The following is a 20308-nucleotide window of genomic DNA, read 5'->3' on the forward strand; positions in this document are numbered from 1 at the left end:
AGCGGTAGGGGGCAATTTTTTCTAAAAAAAATTATTTTACTGCGAAAATCAGCAGCCAGAAGAAGGTCTCGGCCTTTAAAACAGGGTCGAGCCGGGTACGGATAAAACGCAGGATGCGCTTCATATGCGCCTTGACGGCCAATCTCGAAAGGTTCATCCGCTCGGCGATGGCCTCGTGGCTGAGCCCTTCCTCTCTCGCCAGTTGGAAGATTTTCCGCTGATGGTCGGGCAGGCTTCGGACAGCCTCCTGCAACAGCTTTTCGCGCTCGTCTTCCTGGACCATCCGTTCGGTGGCATTATCGGCTTGTTCCTGGTAGCCGATTTCACGGATCATCTCGATGAAGTTAGATTTGCGGCGGTAAGCGTCAAAGACCTGCTTTTTGGCCATCCCATGCAGGTAGGCCCCAAAATTCAGGACGTCGGCCATTTTTTTTCGTCTTAGCCATACATCCATAAAAACGTCCTGCACCACTTCCTCCGCGGCGTGCGGGGAGTTCAGAAATTTCAAGGCGAGCCGGTAGACTTTGGGGCTATAAGTATCGAAAATCCATACAAAGGCTGATTCGCTCCCATCGGCTAGCTCGCGCAGCATTTCGCGCTCGTTATCTGATTTCTGCGTAGCCATGATGAGGGGAAAAGTAGTTTTTAAGGCAAAACTATTACAATTTTTATAAAATTTATTCAAATAGATTGACCGGGGCTACTTTTATTTTGGGAAAAACGCCGGTCCGGTTTTCAAGGAAGAACATTGTTTATGAAGGAGTTAGTCACGATTAAGGAAATTGCCCGCCAGTTGCGGGTTTCCGTTTCTACCGTTTCCCGCGCTCTTCAGAACAATCCCCGGATTGGTTTGAAAACCCGGGAAAGTGTTCAGGCGCTTGCCGGGCAGCTCAAATATTCCCCGAATGCTGCTGCGCTCAATTTTCGGTCGGGGAAGTCGGGCATCATAGGCGTGGTGCTGCCCGAAATCAAGGAGAATTTCTTTTCCGAGGCCCTTAACGGCATTGATGCGATCGCGCTCGATGAGAAGTATCTGGTTGCATTGTACCAATCGCACGACTCTTTTGAACGCGAAAAGCAGATTTTATCGGCTTTGACGGCAAACCGGGTGGAGGGGATTCTGCTTTCGGCCGCCAAGGAGTCACAAAGTTTTCAGCACGTTCACGACGTGATTGCCCAGCAAATACCCGTGGTATTGTTCGACCGCATTCCGCCAGGCATCAAAACGCACCAGGTCGGGTGTGATGTGAAAAACGGGGCCTACCAGGCCACGAACTGGCTGGCTGCACAGGGTTTCAGGCGCATTGCCCTGTTGAATGGCCCGCCGACGCTCGTCGCCTGCGACGACCGGTACGAAGGGTACATTACGGCATTGGTAGAGAAGGATTTGCCTGTGGAGAGTATCCTGATTAAGCGGGTTGACCTGACGCCGGAAGATACGGCGAAGAAAATGGCGCAACTGCTGGCGCTGGATCACCGGCCGGATGCTGTATTAACCTTCAACGACTATGTTGCCCTGGACGCGATGCGGATATGCCGGAGTCACGGGGTGATCGTCAACAAGGATATTTCGTTTGCGAGCTTCGCCAATTTACCTATGAATATGTACCTCGAACAGCCGCCGCTGGTGTCTGTCGAGCAGCATCCCTTTGAAATCGGGCAAAAGGCGGCCGAGATGCTGATCAGGAGCATTCAGTCGGGCGCAATGCCGGGTTCGGATGGATATGAGAGCGTAATCATCGAATCTCACCTTAAAGTCTGGCAGTAGCGGAGCCCCTGGCCCCCTGCAAGTACCCGATTTTGCGCAACCGGTTGCTCAGGCTACGCAACCGGTTGCGTAACGGGTTTATCGCGGTTAATGTGCTCTTGTTGTTCGGCAACACTTTCATTGCCTGCATGATATCACTTAATTAGAGGTGTTATGATGCCGCTGCCGTCTTCCGCGCGTATTTCCAATCCCGGCTCATTCCCTGATCAAGCTATTCCTTTTGCGCATACCTGGTAAACTCGATTGCTGTTGCTAACCTTAAACCTAAATGAATATGAAGCGAAGAATTGTACTGCTTTTTGCCTTTTCCATATTGTTAGCCTCGGGGGCCTTCGCCCAGGTTTACATGGATTCTACCCATTTTAATTGGTCGCGGATCGAGAGTGCGGAGCCGGTTGCGCCGCTCGTTACCAGCGATGCGGATAATGGAGACGGTGTTGCGGACGGGGCCATGGTGCTAAAAACGACCGCGAACACACCTGCGATGCAAGGTATCCAATATCAGTTGGGCGGGACCGCGGCACTGGGGCAACAGCTGAATCTGGAAACTAAATATTACCAGATAGGTGCTTCGTTCGTGAAATTCAAAATGCAGGTGTACAACAATACGGATAACGTTGTGCTGGCGCAAACGGCCGATCTGACGACCGCAACGGGCGTTGTCGGAACAGGTACATTGTCTTATACCTTCACCTCGGCAAGCGTCGGCGACCAGATAACGGTGCGGTTCCTCCGGTCCGACGACCTGAATCCGGTACGTTCTGCGGGTATCGATTACTTGAAAATCAACACGAAATTTGCCGGCATGACTCCCCCGGTTGTGGCGGGGCATCTCGTGATTGACGAGGAGAATTTCAACTGGTCAAGAATTGAGAATGCCAACCCGGTAGCGGCCATTGTTAAAAACGACCAGGATAATGGGGATGGCCTCGGCGACGGTGCTTTGCAGATCAAAGGCACGGCGAATACGCCCGCCCTGCAAGGGATACAGTACCTGTTGGGAGGTACGCCCGTGGAGTACGAAAAACTGGCCCTCGAGATAAAGTATTATGCCAATTCGACTTCCTATACCAATTTTAGAATGCAGGTGTATAATGTGACGGATGACGCCGTGCTGGCCGAGACCGCAACATTAGGTGTAACGGGTGTTGCGGCAGGTACCGTGGCGCCGGTATTCGCGGCCTCATTGACCTATTACTTCACGCAGGCGAGCGTGGGCGACCAAATCGCGGTGCGGTTTGTGCGGAAAGACGACCTGAATCCGGTACGCGTCGTGGCGATCGATTATTTGAAGGTCAATTCGGTGTTTACCAATATGCTGCCGATCTGCAAACCGGATTTCAGCTTTGACCTTCCCCTCACGACCGCTACCCCGACTGAAATTAACGACCTGAAAACGATCCGGAACAGCTTGTTCGAGCAATTGTATACCGCGGTACCACCCACGACCGAGGAAGTAAATGCGGCATTGGCGCAATACGATTTGCTGAATATCCAGGCTTCGGGCACCGACATTACCGGTACGCCGGTCACTGCTCCAAGTCAGTTTGCATTTCTGGCTACATTTGCCCGCTATCTCAAATTCAATCCGGCGGATACGATCGTCGGCCATAAAGCTTCTAATGCCGTTTGGTACCTGGCAAAACAAAACTGCAACAACACCAATGCGGCCCTTACTTTTTACAACTTTCCCAGGTTTTCGCGGCCTGCCATTTTCCTGAACGACTACCTGTCTCCCAAAGTAAAAGCCCTATTTGGCAACACCCTTTCGACTGAAACGGCGCTGTTTCAATACATCTTCGATGCAAACTACGATTTTGCGACCACCGCAACGAAGGGGGCCATTAATACCGACGTCATTTACCTCGATCTGGACGTGCTGTTCGCATACGCCGACTGGTTCGATACGAACGATGAGAAAATCAGATATTTAAAAACGATCAAAAGGTTTTTGGAGCGCTTCGTGATCCATACCAATGGGAAAGCCGACGGATTGAAAAAGGATGGTTCAGGCTACCATCACGGGTCGGCGTACGATGGCTATATGTATGCATTCAGTACTGCTGCAACGGTAATTAAATCGTTGGAAAATACTGTTTTTCAGATTGATCTGGCTTCGTATACCCGTTTTCGGGATGCCATTTATGCACAAGCCATTTACAGCAGCGATTCGGGCATTATCCCGCTTTCCATGACCGGAAGGAACCCGCAAACGAGAACGACCACGCTGGCGCCGGCTACGCTGGCTAAACTGGCGATTTCGGGCGGTAAGATAATGGGGCTATCCACCGCCGACCCGATCCTGGCAGGTAATTACAACCGGAAGTACGGGGTTAACAGTGATTTCAATTTGAATACCGTTACGCCTTTCGAGGAAGGGTATATTCAGTTTAACTACGGAAACCTGGGTGTTTACAGGAAAAACAACTGGGTGGCAACGTCCCGAGGGTTTTCCAGGGAGTTGTTTGGAGCTGAAATTTACATCAAACAGAACCGGTTCGGCAGGTACCAGAGCTATGGCACGCTGGATATCGCCTACCCGGGGAACACGGTTACCGGCAACGGATTCGACCTGATAGGGTGGGATTGGAACTTCAATCCGGGCACGACGACGATCGTCCTGCCATGGGATAGCCTGGGGGCCGAAAAGAGCCGCGTCGACGAGCTTAATACATATAGTTTCGCCGGCTCGCTGGTGTTGAAACAAGCGGGCAAACCGGTGCTTTCCAAAACGATGGGAGAGAGCGGGCTATTTGCCATGCGGTTTAAAGAGCGCGGCGACCTGGGCTTCGGAACGACTTACGGGCCGCCTACGCATAATGCAACTTTTGAGTTTACAAAAACCTACTTTGCCATCGACGACTACATCATTTGTCTGGGTAGCGGAATCAAAAACAATGATGCAAACCATCCTACGGTGACCACATTGTCCCAAAGATTGAATAACAATTCCAATGATTTGTTTGTCAATGGGGCTGTTAAGTCCAGCCAGAGTGCCGAGTCATTTGCGGGTTCGGGGCCAAACTGGGTGCTGGATAATTATAAAACCGGGTACTATATCTTACCGGGTTCGGGAACGCTCAAAATCAGAAACTCGCTGCAACAGAGCCCGTACCAGAACCAGGAGTTTCCGTCCGATTCGCTCATCGCCACGAATGGGTCCAATCAGTACCGCTTGGCCTACCTGGATCACGGCACCGCGCCGGTTGATAATGCCTATCAGTTTGTCTGTCTTCCCGCTTCGGATACGGCGAGAATGGCGCAATTCAGCCTCGCGATGCAAAATGAGCAGACAAGGCCGTTCACCGTTCATGCAAACACGCCCGCGGCGCAGATTATCGAGCATAAATCCTCCAAAACTTGGGCTTACGCGCTGCCGCTGGCCAATGCATCGATCGACAGCGGTATGGTGGCGTCCAATGACACGCCTTGCCTTGTCATGTACCGCAGCGTGAACAATGGTTACGGCCAGACCCTGCTGTCAATCAGCAACCCCGATATGGGCGCTTCGCCTTCGACGCCTAAGACGGTGAGGTTAAAACTGCGTTACCAATGGACCCTCTCCGGCGACCCGAACGCCACCATTGTATCTGCCGATTCTACGGGCACCATCATTGATTTCGTGCTTGCGGACGGCTTCCCGGTGGAGGTGACGTTAACGGCCGTATGCGCCCCGGTGCAGGTAACCATCGCCGACGTGTACGCGATGAACCCTGCGGTGGATATGAAAAACACCATTTACCTTGGCTACGGGCCAACGTCACTCACCACCACAGCGACGGCTACCGGTGCGGAAGGTTACACATACAGCTGGGACACCGGCCAGCAGACGCAGGCCATATCGGTTTCACAAGCAGGCACCTACACCGCCACGGTTTCTTACGCCGGTGTATGCCAGGCAACGGCATCCGTGAGCATGAGTGTGGTAGATGTGCGATGCGGCAACGACAGTGATAAAGTAATGATTTGTCATAACAACAAGACCATCTGCGTGGCAGCGTCCGCTGTGCAGGCCCATTTGGGGCACGGGGATAGCCTGGGTTCCTGCGGTAGCGGCGCGCGCCTGGGAATGCCCGCCGACGAGGAGATCAAGCTTGCTTCGAGCATTGCGGTTTATCCTAACCCCGCGCCCGAAAAGTTCTATATCACGGTGCCGAAACTGGAAGCCAATGCCGCGATCACGCTGTACAATGCACGCGGAGAGGTGGTTCGAGCTGCTCGTCTCGCTTCCGCAAAGCAGGAGGTGTCGCTTAAAGGGCTTGCAGCCGGTGTGTATCTGGTAAACATCCGGAATGGGAAGCAGATTACCGTGAAGAAAATTATCAAGTATTGAGACCTGTTTAACAGAGCCAGGGTAGTTTCGCACGGAAAGGAATGCTGATTAATGAAGTCGGGCCTCTTTTGGGAGGTCCGACTTTCCGTTGGTTACCGGCGTATTTCTGATTTTTTTCTTCCTGACAGGGATTTGTTTAGAAATGCTATCTATCTTTGTCGTCAGATGATATGATGAATACGCCGATACATAAACGATCATTAGCCGACGAGGTAGCGAACCAGATCAAGGCCTATATCCGGGCGGGACACTATGTGGCCGGGCAGCGGCTGCCCACCGAGCCCGAATTGATGAAGCAATACGGGGTAGGGCGGTCGTCCATTCGTGAGGCAGTCAGGATGCTGGCGAACTCCGGCTTGTTGCGTGTGCAGCAAGGGTTGGGGACATTCATCAATGAATTTGTGGAAGAAAATGAGACTTTACATCAGCGATTGAACCGGGCGGCGGCGAAAGATATTGATGAAGTAAGGCAGCTGCTGGAAGTCAAAATTGCGCAAAAGGCAGCACTCAACCGCACTCCCAAGCAGCTCGAAGAAATAGAAGGTTTCCTGAACCAGCGAATTCAGGCTGCCCAGCAGGCGAAGATCGAAGAGTGTATTCAGGCAGATATTAATTTCCACGTAAGCATCGCCAGGGCATCCGGGAACGAGATTCTGGCCGATATGTACTACGCATTTTCGTCCCGATTGAAAAGCTGGTTTTTGCAAATTTATCCCGATACCAGCTCATTCATTCAGACTAACGATTTGCATAAATCCCTGTTCCTAAGCATTAAAGATGGTAACGAAGAGCAAGCATTGCGCTGCGCCAGGGAAATTTTGAGGCATTAAATTTTTTTAACATTAAACATCAGATGATATGATGAATAGTTCTGCCGTCGGGCAAACGCCTGCATCCGCTCTGCCGCCTGCCAAAACCGTGTATCCGATCCTTTTCGCGATCAGTTTCGCGCATTTATTGAATGATACCATGCAGGCGGTCATCGCGTCCATTTACCCTTTGCTTAAAGTTGATTTTCACCTGAGTTTCGCCCAGATCGGCCTGGTGACACTGTGTTATCAAATTACGGCTTCCCTTTTGCAGCCATTTGTGGGCCTTTATACAGATAAAAACCCGAAACCCTTCTCGATCGCCGTGGGTATGGGCTTTTCGCTGATCGGGATACTGTCGCTGGCCTGGGCGGATTCCTTCGGGCTCGTATTAATCGCTGTGGGCCTGATCGGTATCGGCTCATCGATTTTTCACCCGGAGTCGTCACGTATTGCGCATTTGGCTTCCGGCGGCAAACGAGGGTTTGCCCAGTCGTTTTTCCAGCTCGGCGGCAATAGCGGCAGCGCCCTGGGACCGTTGCTGGCGGCGTTGCTAGTGGCGCCTTTCGGGCAGCATGGCATTATGTGGTTTTCGGTGGCGGCGATTATGGGCGTGATGCTGGCGATCCACATCGGGAAATGGTACAAGGGTAGTGCATCACAGAAAACGGCCAAAACGGCTTCTGCAGCGCACACTTCGCTGGGTCAGAACAAGGTGGTTTTCTCTTTGGTTATCTTGCTTATCCTGATTTTTTCCAAGTATGTATACCTGGCGGGCATGACCAGTTACTATACTTTTTTTCTCATGAATAAATTTGGGTTGAGTATTCAGGAGTCTCAAATTCAGCTATTTATTTTCTCCTCGGCCGTTGCAATCGGCACCGTTGCCGGCGGGCCGATCGGGGACCGGTTCGGGCGAAAATATGTGATCTGGGCTTCGATCCTGGGTGCCGCTCCATTCACCATGCTGCTGCCGTATGCCAATTTGTTTTGGACCACCATTCTTGCGGTTTGCATCGGACTGATCATTTCATCAGCCTTTTCTGCAATTGTTGTCTACGCCCAGGAACTCGTGCCCGGAAAAGTCGGACTGATCGGCGGATTATTTTTCGGATTGTCTTTCGGTATGGGAGGACTCGGTTCGGCCATGCTAGGTAACCTGGCCGACCATACAAGTATCGAGTACGTGTTCCAGCTTTGCGCATTTTTGCCGCTGATCGGCATTATCACCGGCCTTTTGCCGAAACTTAAAAATGGGTGATGGCAGCTGATTAGCACTTTCTTGTCAGAATTCGGATGACGGAGCCACCCTTGGATAAACCGAAAGGTAGTCCAGGGTCTTTTCAAAACCCGTATTTGCAGGTATTGAATCTGCCAATTGATGAAGTTCTGTCAATGTCATGGTTACAGCACCAATATATCCGCTTGTTAATTCCACACCATAGAACAATGTGCCGCGATTTTCGTCGAATTGGAAAAACATACATGAGCCATAAGAAAACACCTGTATCTCGTGACGCCCAAGGTGTAGCCAGCCGCCTTTAACGAATTTGCTCAGTGCTTTTAGACCTTGTCCGCCTGCGTGGTCACATGTTTTGACATATAATATTCGGCTATGATCTCTTCGAATCAGATACCATAAATACCCAGCGAATACAAATAGCAGTAAGCCGAGGACGAAGCCCTTTAAGATTTTCTGAATCATAAATTCGGGAGGGCTACGCAGGTCTTCGTGTGCTGACCAAACTCAACGAATCTCATTTCTTAACCTTGTTCCAATAAATGTCTCCCATTACAATCGCAACAAGAACACCAAGAACCACATACAAAGCCGGGCCTATTTTCCAGTGTTGCAATTTAAACTGTACGAGTAATAGGAGTATTGCCGCGATCGCAATCAACACTATGACGCGAGCTGTGTTTATGTAAATTTTTTGCATTTTCTAGAATTGATTTTCTATCTACGAAACGTGCGTCAAGATAATGTATAACCGCTAAAATATTGAACAATCTCTGGCTGATAAAACTATTTTAACCCGTAGTAAAAAGCCATTTCAATGTTAAAAAGGAATTCTTACGCCGGTCGTTACCTGCCGTGGCCGGAGCTGAAAGCCGCTTTCAGCTATTGTGAATGCGGAATTTACAATCGACAAATAGTTTTGCGCATTCGTCAGATTCGTTCCCCTGATTTCGAGATCGATTTTCCTTTTTCCAAAAGTATAACGGTAACGAAAGTTCAGATAAAGTTGATTTTGACTTGCGCTTCCCCGCGTGGCATAGCGTTCCGTGTCCAATCGCAATGCATGAGCCTTACCCGGATAAATGTCGATGCCCAACAGCAGCTGCGAAATGCCCGACGTTTTTTGGCGCTGATCGGCGACACGATTTTGAAAAAAGTGGGTACTTCCCGAAAGTTCCACGCCTAGATAACTCGTGAATAATGTCGAGCCCGACAATCCCACGCGATAGTTCCTGTTTCGAACCGGTACCTGGCGGTCGGTCACGATCTGTTCGGAACGGGTCAATCCAGCGTCGCCGTTCAGTTTAAGGGAAGTTTTGATCCCACCAAAATACTTGCCGATACCTAAATGGACGTTTCGCGAAAGCTGGGTGTTGTTGTTCAGCACAAAAGTAAGTTCCGCAGCACCCGTCGAATCAATGCCGGTGCGGTATTGCAAGTTGTTGTTGATCCGCATCACCGAACCTGCCAGATTTATAAAAATCAGCGAAAGCGGGTTTTTATAGTTAATTCCGATCCTGCCCAGCAGAATCCTGTTTACCGGAATGGCTCCTTGGGCTTTCTGTACATTTCTGTACGACCTCAGAATGAAGCCGCTGTACACTTGCGACGGGTTTCCGAAGTCGTATGAATAGCTCACGGCAGATGTGAAGTCCGTATATTCCGTGGCCCGGTACCTTGCTGTCAGCGAAGGCTCGAATGCGAGTTGCGTCTGCTTTTGATGGCTATTTTGTGTGAAATCTGAGATCCCGAATGCATGCATTCTGAACGGTACATTGAGTTCTACCTGCCATTTTGAGGATTCGTAGTAGCCGCTTAGTTGTGCAAACGGATTCAGATGCAGGTACTTCAAATCGTTTCGAAATGCATTGCCGTGTGTCCGTGTGCTGTCGCCGGTTTTGGTGCTTATCGCGCTTTCGAATTGATGATTTTGGAAATTCAATCCAGCCATCGGCGTAAATGCGATTCGTGCAAATTGCCTGGTAAAGCTGACGGAGTTTCTGGTATCAAATTCCGCTGTAAAGATATCTTGTGTGATTGATTGGAAATTTTTGCCCGCATTAAACAGGTCGGGAAAAACGCCGGGACGAACAGCCAGCGCTTCGGGCCTGCGGTTGTAAATCGTTTGGGAGTTAATGTTTAACAGTTGCTTGCCAACATGTGTAATGATAGAAAGACTGTTTTGTAGCTGCATTTGTTCGGCCGTCAATTGCTGCTCTGTTTGAAGCAGATTCCGGCTTAATTTACCGCCGCCATCTATTTGCCCGAATTGTCCGCTGATATTGTTTTTCAGAAAGAGCCGTTCGGTATTTTTTTCAATGACCAGGTTGGCATTGAGTGCCTTTGTGTCGGCGCGGTTCGTGATCCGTTCGTCGATTTCGACAATACCGCCGGGTGTCAGCAGTCGCGTATAGTTCCTTCCCGCTTGTCGCTGCATCTCGTCCCGTATCCCCAGGCCTAGTTTCAGTTCGGTTTGGTTCCTGGTTTTTTTGATCAGGTTCAATGAGGCGAGGTGAGATCTGTTGTCGAGCCACCGATCCGTGCTGATGCCGGGCGTACTCAACGATTGGATGCTCAGCACCGGAGTCGGCATCTTTGCTTGCGACGATTTTGTCAGGACATCCAGTTGTCTGGAAAGGTCTGTTCCGGCATTGTTGGTTTGCACACTGGCAATCGCCTGGAAGCTTCGGTTGAATACCATGGGGGTTACATTCACATCCCAGAGGGCCGGGCTCAATCCGACGCCCAACTTGGCACTTCCCGTTGTAGTGACCTTTTTCAACTGAATGTTTAGTGAAGTTTTCTCCGAAAACACTTTTGATTTTAAAATTTTGATCGGTTGGTCGTTCTCCATCACCTGCACTTTCCTGACGGCGTCGGCCGGCAGGTTCTCGTTGGCAAGATTGTATCGGCCTTCCAACAGGTCGAGGCCGTTGATATAGTATTTATCAATCGGATTTCCCTGGTAAAGAATTTGGCCATTTTCCTTGATCTCTATCCCGGGCATGCGTTTGATAACGTCGGCGATCGTCCGGTCGCCTTCTGCCTGAAAGGCACTGACCTGATAATCGATCGTATCTTTTCGCAAAATAATAGGTGGTGCTTTGACTGTGAGTTCTTGTAGTTTTAATGCGCTTTCTTTTAAAACCAACTGTGTAAACTGTGATTTGTTGGGAAGCAGGAATAGCCCCGCCTCGAAACCCAGGCGCGTCGCTTTTATTGCCAGCGTATCGACGGCGAGGGGTGTTTTCAAGATAAAATTCCCGTCATTACCGCTGAATGTGAATGCGGATACCGTGTTGTTTTTGTTGACGATTGCGATGTTCGCATTCGGAATAGGCGTGCCACGCTCGTCTATTACCTTGCCCGATATGGTGGTTTGGGCGTAGGAGTTATAGCACCCGATCTGAATAAAAAGAACGAGGGCTGAGATGAGTCGCCTGGCTATTCCGATTTTCAATGGGTAAAGAACTCAATCGGGTTGTTGTCGGATTTGATCTTTTGCTGCACTCGTTGGGCTACTTCGCTTCGGCCCGATGTGAAAACTACGCCGGATTGTTCGGCAACGCCGATGGGGTTTGCACGGTATTCGTCGCGTTTCCTGAAAAATGTCCGTTTGTCCGTTTTAGTGACTTTGAGCGGTGTTGTGTTGCGCATTTCGCGCCGCGACTGCTTCAAGCCATTTAAAACAAAGTTGTATTGTTTTTTGGAATCCGTGAGGCGGATTATCATGCCGGGCAGTCCGCAAAACTTGTATGGTCCTTCGCTGACCGGCACCGCTTCCGTGAACCAGGCTTCCCATGTCCTCCCGCCAAATTCCGTGGTGGCCCGTTGTGCAGGATAGCCGGCAACCGTCGCGGTGTCTGGCGTTAAAGCCCATTGCAAATGGCCCTGAGTTTCGGTGTACGAAAAGTAATCGTGATAAACCCGGTCTGTTGTTTGGATCGCATTGCAGCCGTGTTTGACAATGTTGAAGTCGAAATCCGTCCTATGCTGTTGTAGAAATGCAATCAGGTTATGGCGGTCCGCACCGTCGACGCTCGCCGAGATGGCCGAATCCTGCAAATACCTGTTTTGGCTTTTGAAAAGGGATTGCTCCTGATTGATGAAAAGAAAAAACGATTCCGTTTTGGGAACGGTACTTGTGCTATCTGGATAAAATGTCAACTGGAAAGTACACGTGATGTCGTAAGAAACGATGGGTGATACTTTATCCTGGCCTAACGCAAATTCACAGGCCAACATCAGGAATGCGACACAAGCAAATCGTAACATATCAGATACTTTATGTTTTAAGTATGAATATATTATAATTTACTTATAGTTTACCCTTTGTTTACGGACATTCAACTCCACTCACGCCATCGTAAACAACCATTTTCGCCGGTGCGATATTGGCATTGCAGTAGCCGGTGGCCTTGTTTTGTCGTTCGGCCTCGGGGTCGTAGTGAAACTGTAATTGGAAAACTGTGTCCCGTTTTATCAGCGATTTCGGAAGGTTTATGACTGCTGCCACGTAGAATTCGCCCTGGCTGTCGCTGCTTAGCCTCGTGGCGTACGATGTCGGTTTCAGGAGCCGGACCAGATGTGTTTCGGTTTTGGTCGGACAGTATTGTGTGAGGTAAACGGCCGGGATGCATTGGGTGCCCGACGCCGGTTCTGTTTTATCCTTGTCGCAGCTAAGCAATGCCAGAACTGCGACTGCCGTCAGCAGGCTATTTTTTTTCATATTCATAGCGGATCATACCCATTTCAGTGAAGCCCCAGGTAGGCGAGTACAGTATTTCCTCCCGAAGCAGTTTCCCATAATATTTTCTCTTACTCGCCACATTGGTGCCCATCAAAGTCCGGATCTGGTTGCCGGCGACATCGAACTCATAGGTTCGTCCGGATCTCACATTGCCGTCTGCGTTCTGATATATTTCTGACGACGGCAGGGAATTGTTGCCCGTGTATTCGGTAATGGTAATCAATTCGAGCGCATTCCGATGATCGAACCGCTCTGTCCTGATCAGGCGGTTCTGGTTATCGTAGGTGTAGTTCTCGGTGTTCGACAGCTCGTTGTTATACATATACACCTGCATTTTGGCAACATTTCCGCGGCCGTCAAAAGTGTATTTATAGTGATGATGCTTGCCTAGTGATTGCGACCAGGTATAAGTTTCGGCGAGTTTTCGGTTGGTATACTCATAATGGATCGATTGCAACGATGTACCGCCGGCGTCCACCGCTTCTTCCCGCGTGAGCAGCCCACCCTCGTAGGTATAGGTGATCGTTCTTGCCAAAGTTAGGCTGTTTACGACGCCGTCATACACTTTTTGGGTCGCCATCCGGCCGTTACGGTAGGTATATTCCTTGTAGGTCGAGAGCTGGTCGGGGGCGCTGTACATAGCCTCGCGCGTGAGGTTTCCCTCAGTGTCGTAGGTGAAGAGCACGTGCCCGCCAGGCTCCTTGGAATCCGATTTGCTGAAATTGAGGATTTTAGTCAACCGGTAGTGATCTGTGTTGTAAATGCTCGTATCGCCTTCATTGGGTCCGGGCGGTCCTTGAAAGGCTTCTATTTCCTTGTTTTTACAACCAACCAGAAAATGCATGATGATGGCCAGGTAATAAAGCTTTTTCATAGCGAACGATCTGAATACAACGCCTTAAAAGACACGAAAAATCGTGTAACCGTTGTAATATAAAACAGACCGCAAGAACTTTCTCCTCGCGCTTAGTCACCCGATTCACCCGGAGACGGTGAGCTAACCAACTCGCATTCAGGCAGAACGCACGTCCAGGATCTTCAACTTCCGTATCCCGGCGGGCATTTTCCATTCTACGGTTTCACCTTTGCAAAGGCCGATCAAGGCAGCGCCCATCGGGGTGAGAATGGATATTCTTTGCTGCGTAATATCTGCCAGATTGGGCATGACGATACTGAACTCCATTTCCCTGTTGGTGGTCAGTTCCAAAACTCTTACCTGCGAATTGAGACGGATACTATCCTCGGGAAGCTGGTCGTCCTCAACGACTATCGCGCGGTTCAGCTCGTAAGCGAGCGACATTTCGCTGGCGGCGGGGCTGTCCGAGAAGTTGCTCGCAAACTGTTTGAGAAGGCGAAAATCATTTTTTCCAAGTATGACAGGGCTCGTGTTGCTGCTCATGATGTGTTTGGGTTTGTTGGTTGTCCACGAAGTGGTTTCAGAATGAAAGGGTTAAGGAATAGTCGACCGCAGTCCGCCGCAACTCCGGGGAGGTGCGATGGAACCGCGGCCAATGTTAGCGTTATGTGTTTGATGCTGAGTACCCGGGATGCTATTTCGTGGGGGAAGTATTTTGCAGGTCAGACCAGTATTGGGTAACAAAAATCCGCTCCTGCCGCGACAGGCCTTCGTTCGCTTTGGTAAGCCGGGCCAAAATTCTGAGAAATCGTTCGGTGGCGATTTTATATGAGTTTGCCGTCCGGTTTCCGACCTGGCTTTGCCGCTGTATCGTCCCCGTTTTGTCAAGGATCACCGCATTCTCGCGGATAAAGTTTGTTATGATCGACATATCAGGCCAATGATGCTGCAAACCAGCTTCCTGCTGGTGGCCGTGTGTGCTGAAAAGTTGCTGGATTTTTTCCAGTGCCGGTGAAATTCCTATTTTATCCATGCATTCCAAATCGTTTGATGCTCACTACTTATCCTCGCTTACTGATAGGGTTAATTAAAGGCAAGGGCTGCAAATTGATGGAATACCTTTTCATCGAGCTTATAGCGATCGTTCAGTGTAAGGCTGCTCCGGGCGTTGAAAAGGGCATAATTTACCGCATTGTACATCAGCCAATAGGAGGGGGTGACGCCCAGCAGGTTCTGCTCAATCCGCAGGCGCTCGCGGGCTTGCCTTGCCAGCTGAACCGGGATCGGCAGGCTGCTCAGCACATTTTCCTCTTTGCGGGTCATGGATTTTTTTTGAAAATGCTCATATACCATTGCCGTCAGCGTAAGATTCTCTTGCGTGACGGAGCTTAGCAGGTCGGCGAGCTGCTGCTGGAGTGCGTCCAAATCTATCTTGCGATTTCCTTTGGGCCTGCGCAATTGCGGTAATGCTTCCAGGCTGCCGGAAGAACCGCTTTTCTTTTGCTGCCCTTTGAAAGTGCCGGGCAAATGCCCGCGCAACCATTCCTGGTAGTGCCCGAGTTCTGTGAAGGAATCGGCCCAACCCATCAAACCGTTCTGGCATACCGCCCTGTACATGCTTCCGCCCGGCAGGCCGTTGTCCGCCGTAAGCGTGCGCCCCTGTATGGTGAAAGGCGTTTTACCATTATAGCCATTGGTCACAATAATACTTCGTCTCAGATGCTCCCCTCCGATGGGCAGTTCCTCCGGGAGGATAATGCTGATGCTGAATTCACCAGTGATGGTGTGCTTGATCTGGAGTTCGTACTGAGTGAACAGGCTGTCTACGGCCTGTCTGATCATTTCATTCGGTATGATGGTATAGCCGGAGCTTTGTATTCCAAAAATTGTTTTCCTGTGCCCGGGCGGTGTGCCTACTATCAGCTGCTGCCGGTCGGTGGCGATAATGTCATACTCGGGCAGCATATCGGCCAGTAACACCGAATCCACCGGATAACAAATTTCCTCCCAGGATGTAGCCGTTTGCGGCATTGCGCTCAGGTAAGTCATTCCAATTGCTTTTTTACAGTTGTAAATTTACAGCCGGGATTTGGAATTCCAATCTTTGCGGTCATTATTTTAGGCAAACCAGGATCCGGACTTTCTCTGTTCGCGCTACTGGTCGAGCTGTAAGTGCTTCAATTTAAATGTGATATGGGCTTGATCTGGCAGTATAGTATCGTCAATGCCCAGGCGACAGCACTATCTGACGCAGATCAAGCAGCGCACCGCTCGCAAAGGCCTGGCCGGGCCTGAATTTGATTTTTTGCACACCAGTCGCAAGGCGCAGGGTTCCCACGGACTTACTTTGGAAGTTCTCCCAGCCTCCGCTTCGCGGGACTTTGCCGGATAATGACACTTTCCCCGTTTCCAGTACAAACGCTTTGCCGGCCTCTTTGTCGTCAACAGACCATTCCATGCGCACTTCATATACCCCGGCCCTGGGCACTTCGATCTCCCATTCGACAGCGTCCGCAGCGCCAAACCAGCCAAACGCTTTCCATTTGGGCATATATTGAATTTGAGGCCCTGTGCCTTTGCCTTTTTCGGCTGTTAAATGAAGGATGCCTTTTGCATCGGTAACCACCATTTCGGGGATGTTGATGGTGTCCCGTACCGCCTTTACGTAGCCGGCGATTTCATTCACCGGGGCGATCCAGATGCCGTTGTTGGGGTCTTTGGCATATTCGCAGAGTTTGCGCAGCATTGCCAGGCGGGTAGTTTGCGGGCCGGAGTCGGCCATTTCGTGTCCGGCGAGCACAAGCCATTGTCCCGATTTTCGGGCCGCTTCAATGATCGGAAGAATCTGTTCGAAGTCCTTACCGTCGGTTTCCATACCCGTCAGCTGGGCGAAATCGCAATAGGCCGGGTCAACGGGCGCTTCGTCCAGCCAGCCGCGACCTGTCATGAATAATTCTGAAATGAGTGGTATAAAGCTCTGCGTCCCCCGCCCGCGACCTACGAACGTGTGCCCGCACGGATATGCGTACGAGACCGGCATTACCCCAAGCATCGCCTGGATTTGCCGATTGGTCTCGGTCAGTTCGGAGCGCATTTGGTCGAGTGTGTAGGTTTCGAGCGCTTTTTCCCTGGACCACACAAAATTGCCGCTGCAAGGGTGGTGTAATGAGTGGTTGCCCATTTCGTGCCCGCTGGCTACTGCTTTCTGCCAGCCTTCGAGCTGTTTCCGGACGGCCGAGGGGACAAGATAGAATGTTCCCTTAATGCCGTACTCGTTGAGAAGCGGTATGCCCGCCGTCGCCTGACTGCCGCGCGCATCGTCGAACGTAAGGCTGATCGCCATCTTCTTCCCGTCGGGCCATTTGAAGGTTTGCGAGACGGCCGGTGGGATAATCAGGCCGACAACCGCCAGGCAGGAGAGGCTTAGGTGGCGAAGCAAATGTTTGTATGCCATAAGGGTAGGATGTGAGGTGTAGGTGGTTAGGGTGTGTTACTTTGCGTTTTTGATATAGGCCAGCAAGTCTGCCATTTGTTGTTTATCGATCGATGCTTCGAACCCCACGGGCATGCTCGACATGCCCAATGTTTTCAATGATTTGATATCCTTGCGTGCAATGACTTTTTTCTGGCCGCCGTAATTGGAAAGCGTCAGGGCCGAAGGTGTTTCGCTGGATATGAGTCCCTGCGCCGATTCGCCGGAGCTGAGCTCGATTTGCCACAGGTCATATCCGTCGGCAATGGAAAAGTTGGGGTCCAGGATGTCGCCCATAATCGACTCGGGGCGTCGATTGCGGATCGTACCAAGATCGGGCCCAAACGCTACGCCGCCTGCGCCGCCAATCTGGTGGCATACCGCGCATTGCTGCTCGAACACCCGTTTGCCAGCCTGTGGATTTCCCGACAGGGTCATGACCGGCTGATAGGACTTAATCACCACGTGGCGCTGGCTTTCCTTTTGGGTCAGGAGCTGCCTCGCGCGGTTGCGCAGGGTTTCGTTTTGGTTCGCCATCAGGGATACGCTGCGCGGCCATCCAAGACTCGCCTGATCGATTTTGCCTTGTTCCAGCCCGTCCAGCAGGAGGGTAGTCCGTTTTGGGTCGGAAAGGAAGAACCCTATGCCCGACTCCCGCACATCCCGTGTGAGTGACGACCATCTGTCGAGCAGCAAGCGGCATACGGTTTCGTCCGGTATGGCGCTGAGCGTTTTCAGCGCTGCGATTTGAACCGGGCGAGGCTCGCTCGGTTCCACCCGTTTTTGGAGCATATCCGAGTGTTCCGCCGGGTTTTTGAAAGAAAGAAACTGGATCGCCTCCACGCGCTTTTCGGTTGTGGTGCCTTTATTGGATGCCGTCAGTACGGCCGTCTTGATGGCAGCCTCGGTTTCCGGTCCGGCGGGGAGCCCGGTTTTCCGCAGGAGCTGCATACTCGCCTGCCTGATTTCCGGATTGGGGTTTTTTAATGATGCATTCAATAGTAGCGACTTCTCGTTTTTGAGTGCGGCAAGATCCGTTTTCTTGTTGAGGCTTTCGGCTAATCCACGCAATACGGGCGCCTGCCATCCCTGCGTGCTCGCGGGAGCCAGCGCTTTGCGAATGATGGACCGGACCGCGGCAGCGTCGCCACGGGCACCGGTCAGTGTGCTCAACCGTTGCACAAGTGCCGCATACGCTTCGTCACGCGGTTTGTAGCGTTTCAGCGTTTCGGCAAACAGAACGTCGTTCCCGTAGGCGGAAGTGAGGGCGGCAGTTTGCACCCACGGGTCCCGCAGGTCTTTGAACAGAATTGTTTCGCGCGCTTTGAGCGCGTCTGCGGACTTCGCGTCTGCGGACTGCACGTCTGTGGACTTCGCGTCGGACTGTATTTCGCCGAGCGTTAGAAGCACCTGAAAGCGGACTTTGGCATTCGGATGATTGGCGAGGGCGGTGAGGGCAGGTATGAGCTCAGGAAATTGTGCGAGGTGAAGTTCGGCAATCCTGACGGCATTTTCCGTTACACCTGCCTCCGGGTCTTTCAATGCGCGTTGCAGGTCGTCCGCGCGGAGCGCCCCCAGGCCTTCCATTGCCCATAAAGCGTGCAGCCGTCCCTTAGGGTCGTTACCCGTAGCCATGCGTTTCAGCAGCGGGATAGCGGTTTCATGATGGCGGTCAAGCAGTAGCCGCTGCGCATTGCGGCGCCACCAGATATTCTTGTCTGCCAGTTTTTCCACCAGCTCGGCATCCGACAATGCATGGAGATCCAGCCTGCCCGACCACGATAGCCGCGGCGTGCCTTTGGGAGAGATCCGGTAAATACGGCCCATATCCCGGCCATTATAAAGCGCCCCGGATTTCACGACGTCGTCGGCCATCCATTCCGGGTGTTCGATAATCTGGCGGTAGTAATCCACCACGTACAATGCGCCGTCCGGGCCAATGTACATATTCACGGGCCTGAACCAGGAGTCGGTGGAGGCCAGGAATTCTTTTTTATCCTGCATGCGGCTGGCCGTAAAGCTCGCGCCGTTATCGCGGATAATATCGGCATGAACCAGGTTGCTGACTGGTTCCGCAACGAATGCGACGCTGTCGTAGGGAGCTGGGAAGAGCCCGCCCTGATAGCTCGTGAGGCCACAGGCAGATGTAAACACGCCGAGGTCGGTGAGCAGCTGGTGCTGCGGGTTCTTGGTAATGGGAAACACTTCCGAGGAATGGTCGGATAGGGTTTGGGTTACTTTTGAAATCAGCAAATCGGGGTTACGCTGCAAGTAGCGGTTGGCAATTACTTCGTGGTAACCCGGATTTGCATTGCTGACGAGCAGATATCGCCCCCATTGATCGAATGTATGGCCAAATTGCGTGTAACTGCTCAATACCTCCAGTCCCTTGGTATCAGGCCGGAACCGTACGCCTCTTCCAAGGCCATTTTCGGGTAAACGGGGACTGTCGGGGAGGTGCGGATAGAAGATTTCCCCACCGCGGTCGCCAAATTCTTTCTGAAAAGTTTTAGTCGTGACGGCGGGTTCGTGTCCGAGGTAGATCCAGTTATCGATGCCCAGGATCGGGTTGTTGAAATTATGCTGTGGGTTGGACATCGCGAAACCCGTCAGGAGCGTGTCGCGCTTGTCGGCCTTCCCATCCCCATCCGTGTCTTCGAGGTAAAGCACATTGGGCGGATCGGTCACTAGTACGCCCTTCTTCCAGCGCAAGATCCCGGTCGGTAGCACCAGGTTTTCGGCAAAAATCACCGATCGGTCCATTCTTCCGTCGCCGTTGGTGTCGTGCAGCGCTCTCACTTTGCCCGTACCGCTTTTGTCGAGCGGGTACCCGTGCATTTCGACGACGTACATCACCCCGTTTTCGTCGATTTCCATCGCAACCGGGTCCGAAACTTCTGGTTCGCTGGCCACCATTTCGATCTGAAAACCTTCCGGGATCTCAAATGTGGCGATGGCATCTTCGGGTTTTACCTCGCGGGGATATGCTTCTTTTCGCTCTATGGCCGACGCAAATACCCCGCCGCAGAGCGCGAGGGCAACCAAAAAGCGTTTCATACTGGTGTCGTTCATGGGTAATA

At 51.5% G+C, this 20308-nt stretch carries 15 protein-coding genes; 4 read left to right on the forward strand and 11 right to left on the reverse strand.

Features of this window, described 5'->3' with window-relative positions:
• Positions 1-31: 31 nt before the first annotated feature.
• Complete coding sequence (locus J2Y43_RS09985; protein WP_309982043.1) at positions 32-625, reverse strand: sigma-70 family RNA polymerase sigma factor; 594 nt, start codon at positions 623-625, stop codon at positions 32-34.
• A 129-nt stretch (positions 626-754) separates the two neighbouring features.
• On the opposite strand from J2Y43_RS09985, the gene J2Y43_RS09990 reads away from it, so the two are divergent.
• The 4 genes from J2Y43_RS09990 to J2Y43_RS10005 all read left to right on the forward strand — a co-directional run bounded on the left by J2Y43_RS09990 (position 755) and on the right by J2Y43_RS10005 (position 8171).
• Positions 755-1768 (forward strand): LacI family DNA-binding transcriptional regulator, encoded by a 1014-nt coding sequence (locus tag J2Y43_RS09990; RefSeq protein ID WP_309982044.1) that lies wholly within the window; start codon positions 755-757, stop codon positions 1766-1768.
• Positions 1769-2042: 274 nt separating this feature from the next.
• Positions 2043-6101, forward strand: a complete 4059-nt coding sequence (locus J2Y43_RS09995) for a polysaccharide lyase family 8 super-sandwich domain-containing protein (RefSeq protein ID WP_309982045.1) — start codon at positions 2043-2045, stop codon at positions 6099-6101.
• 170 nt (positions 6102-6271) lie between these two features.
• Positions 6272-6931 carry a FadR/GntR family transcriptional regulator gene (locus J2Y43_RS10000; RefSeq protein WP_309982046.1) on the forward strand — a complete coding sequence of 220 codons (660 nt, stop codon included), beginning with the start codon at positions 6272-6274 and terminating at the stop codon, positions 6929-6931.
• Between the two features lie 28 nt (positions 6932-6959).
• Positions 6960-8171, forward strand: coding sequence for an MFS transporter (locus J2Y43_RS10005; protein ID WP_309982047.1), 1212 nt, complete (start codon positions 6960-6962; stop codon positions 8169-8171).
• 24 nt (positions 8172-8195) lie between these two features.
• On the opposite strand, the gene J2Y43_RS10010 is transcribed toward J2Y43_RS10005, so the two are convergent.
• From J2Y43_RS10010 to J2Y43_RS10055, 10 genes are all read right to left on the reverse strand, one after another.
• Positions 8196-8615 (reverse strand): hypothetical protein, encoded by a 420-nt coding sequence (locus J2Y43_RS10010; RefSeq protein WP_309982048.1) that lies wholly within the window; start codon positions 8613-8615, stop codon positions 8196-8198.
• A 355-nt stretch (positions 8616-8970) separates the two neighbouring features.
• On the reverse strand, positions 8971-11610 hold the full coding sequence (locus J2Y43_RS10015) for a carboxypeptidase-like regulatory domain-containing protein (protein ID WP_309982049.1): 2640 nt from the start codon (positions 11608-11610) through the stop codon (positions 8971-8973).
• On the reverse strand, positions 11607-12425 hold the full coding sequence (locus tag J2Y43_RS10020; protein WP_309982050.1) for a GLPGLI family protein: 819 nt from the start codon (positions 12423-12425) through the stop codon (positions 11607-11609). The genes J2Y43_RS10015 and J2Y43_RS10020 overlap by 4 nt, the downstream gene beginning before the upstream one ends.
• Positions 12426-12486: 61 nt before the next feature.
• The gene (locus tag J2Y43_RS10025) at positions 12487-12879 is read right to left on the reverse strand and encodes a hypothetical protein (RefSeq protein ID WP_309982051.1); all 393 of its coding nucleotides are present in this window, start codon (positions 12877-12879) and stop codon (positions 12487-12489) included.
• Positions 12866-13774, reverse strand: a complete 909-nt coding sequence (locus J2Y43_RS10030) for a hypothetical protein (RefSeq protein WP_309982052.1) — start codon at positions 13772-13774, stop codon at positions 12866-12868. The genes J2Y43_RS10025 and J2Y43_RS10030 overlap by 14 nt, the downstream gene beginning before the upstream one ends.
• 138 nt (positions 13775-13912) lie before the next feature.
• The gene (locus tag J2Y43_RS10035) at positions 13913-14299 is read right to left on the reverse strand and encodes a GreA/GreB family elongation factor (RefSeq protein WP_309982053.1); all 387 of its coding nucleotides are present in this window, start codon (positions 14297-14299) and stop codon (positions 13913-13915) included.
• 151 nt (positions 14300-14450) lie between these two features.
• Positions 14451-14789 carry a hypothetical protein gene (locus J2Y43_RS10040; RefSeq protein ID WP_309982054.1) on the reverse strand — a complete coding sequence of 113 codons (339 nt, stop codon included), beginning with the start codon at positions 14787-14789 and terminating at the stop codon, positions 14451-14453.
• 50 nt (positions 14790-14839) lie between these two features.
• Positions 14840-15805, reverse strand: a complete 966-nt coding sequence (locus J2Y43_RS10045; RefSeq protein WP_309982055.1) for a hypothetical protein — start codon at positions 15803-15805, stop codon at positions 14840-14842.
• Between the two features lie 172 nt (positions 15806-15977).
• Positions 15978-17210 carry a polysaccharide deacetylase family protein gene (locus tag J2Y43_RS10050; RefSeq protein WP_309982056.1) on the reverse strand — a complete coding sequence of 411 codons (1233 nt, stop codon included), beginning with the start codon at positions 17208-17210 and terminating at the stop codon, positions 15978-15980.
• A gap of 36 nt (positions 17211-17246) precedes the next feature.
• Positions 17247-20285, reverse strand: a complete 3039-nt coding sequence (locus tag J2Y43_RS10055; protein WP_309982057.1) for a PVC-type heme-binding CxxCH protein — start codon at positions 20283-20285, stop codon at positions 17247-17249.
• Positions 20286-20308 lie beyond the last annotated feature (23 nt).

It is taken from the genome of Dyadobacter sp. BE31 (assembly GCF_031457695.1).
Classification (GTDB): Bacteria; Bacteroidota; Bacteroidia; order Cytophagales; family Spirosomataceae; genus Dyadobacter.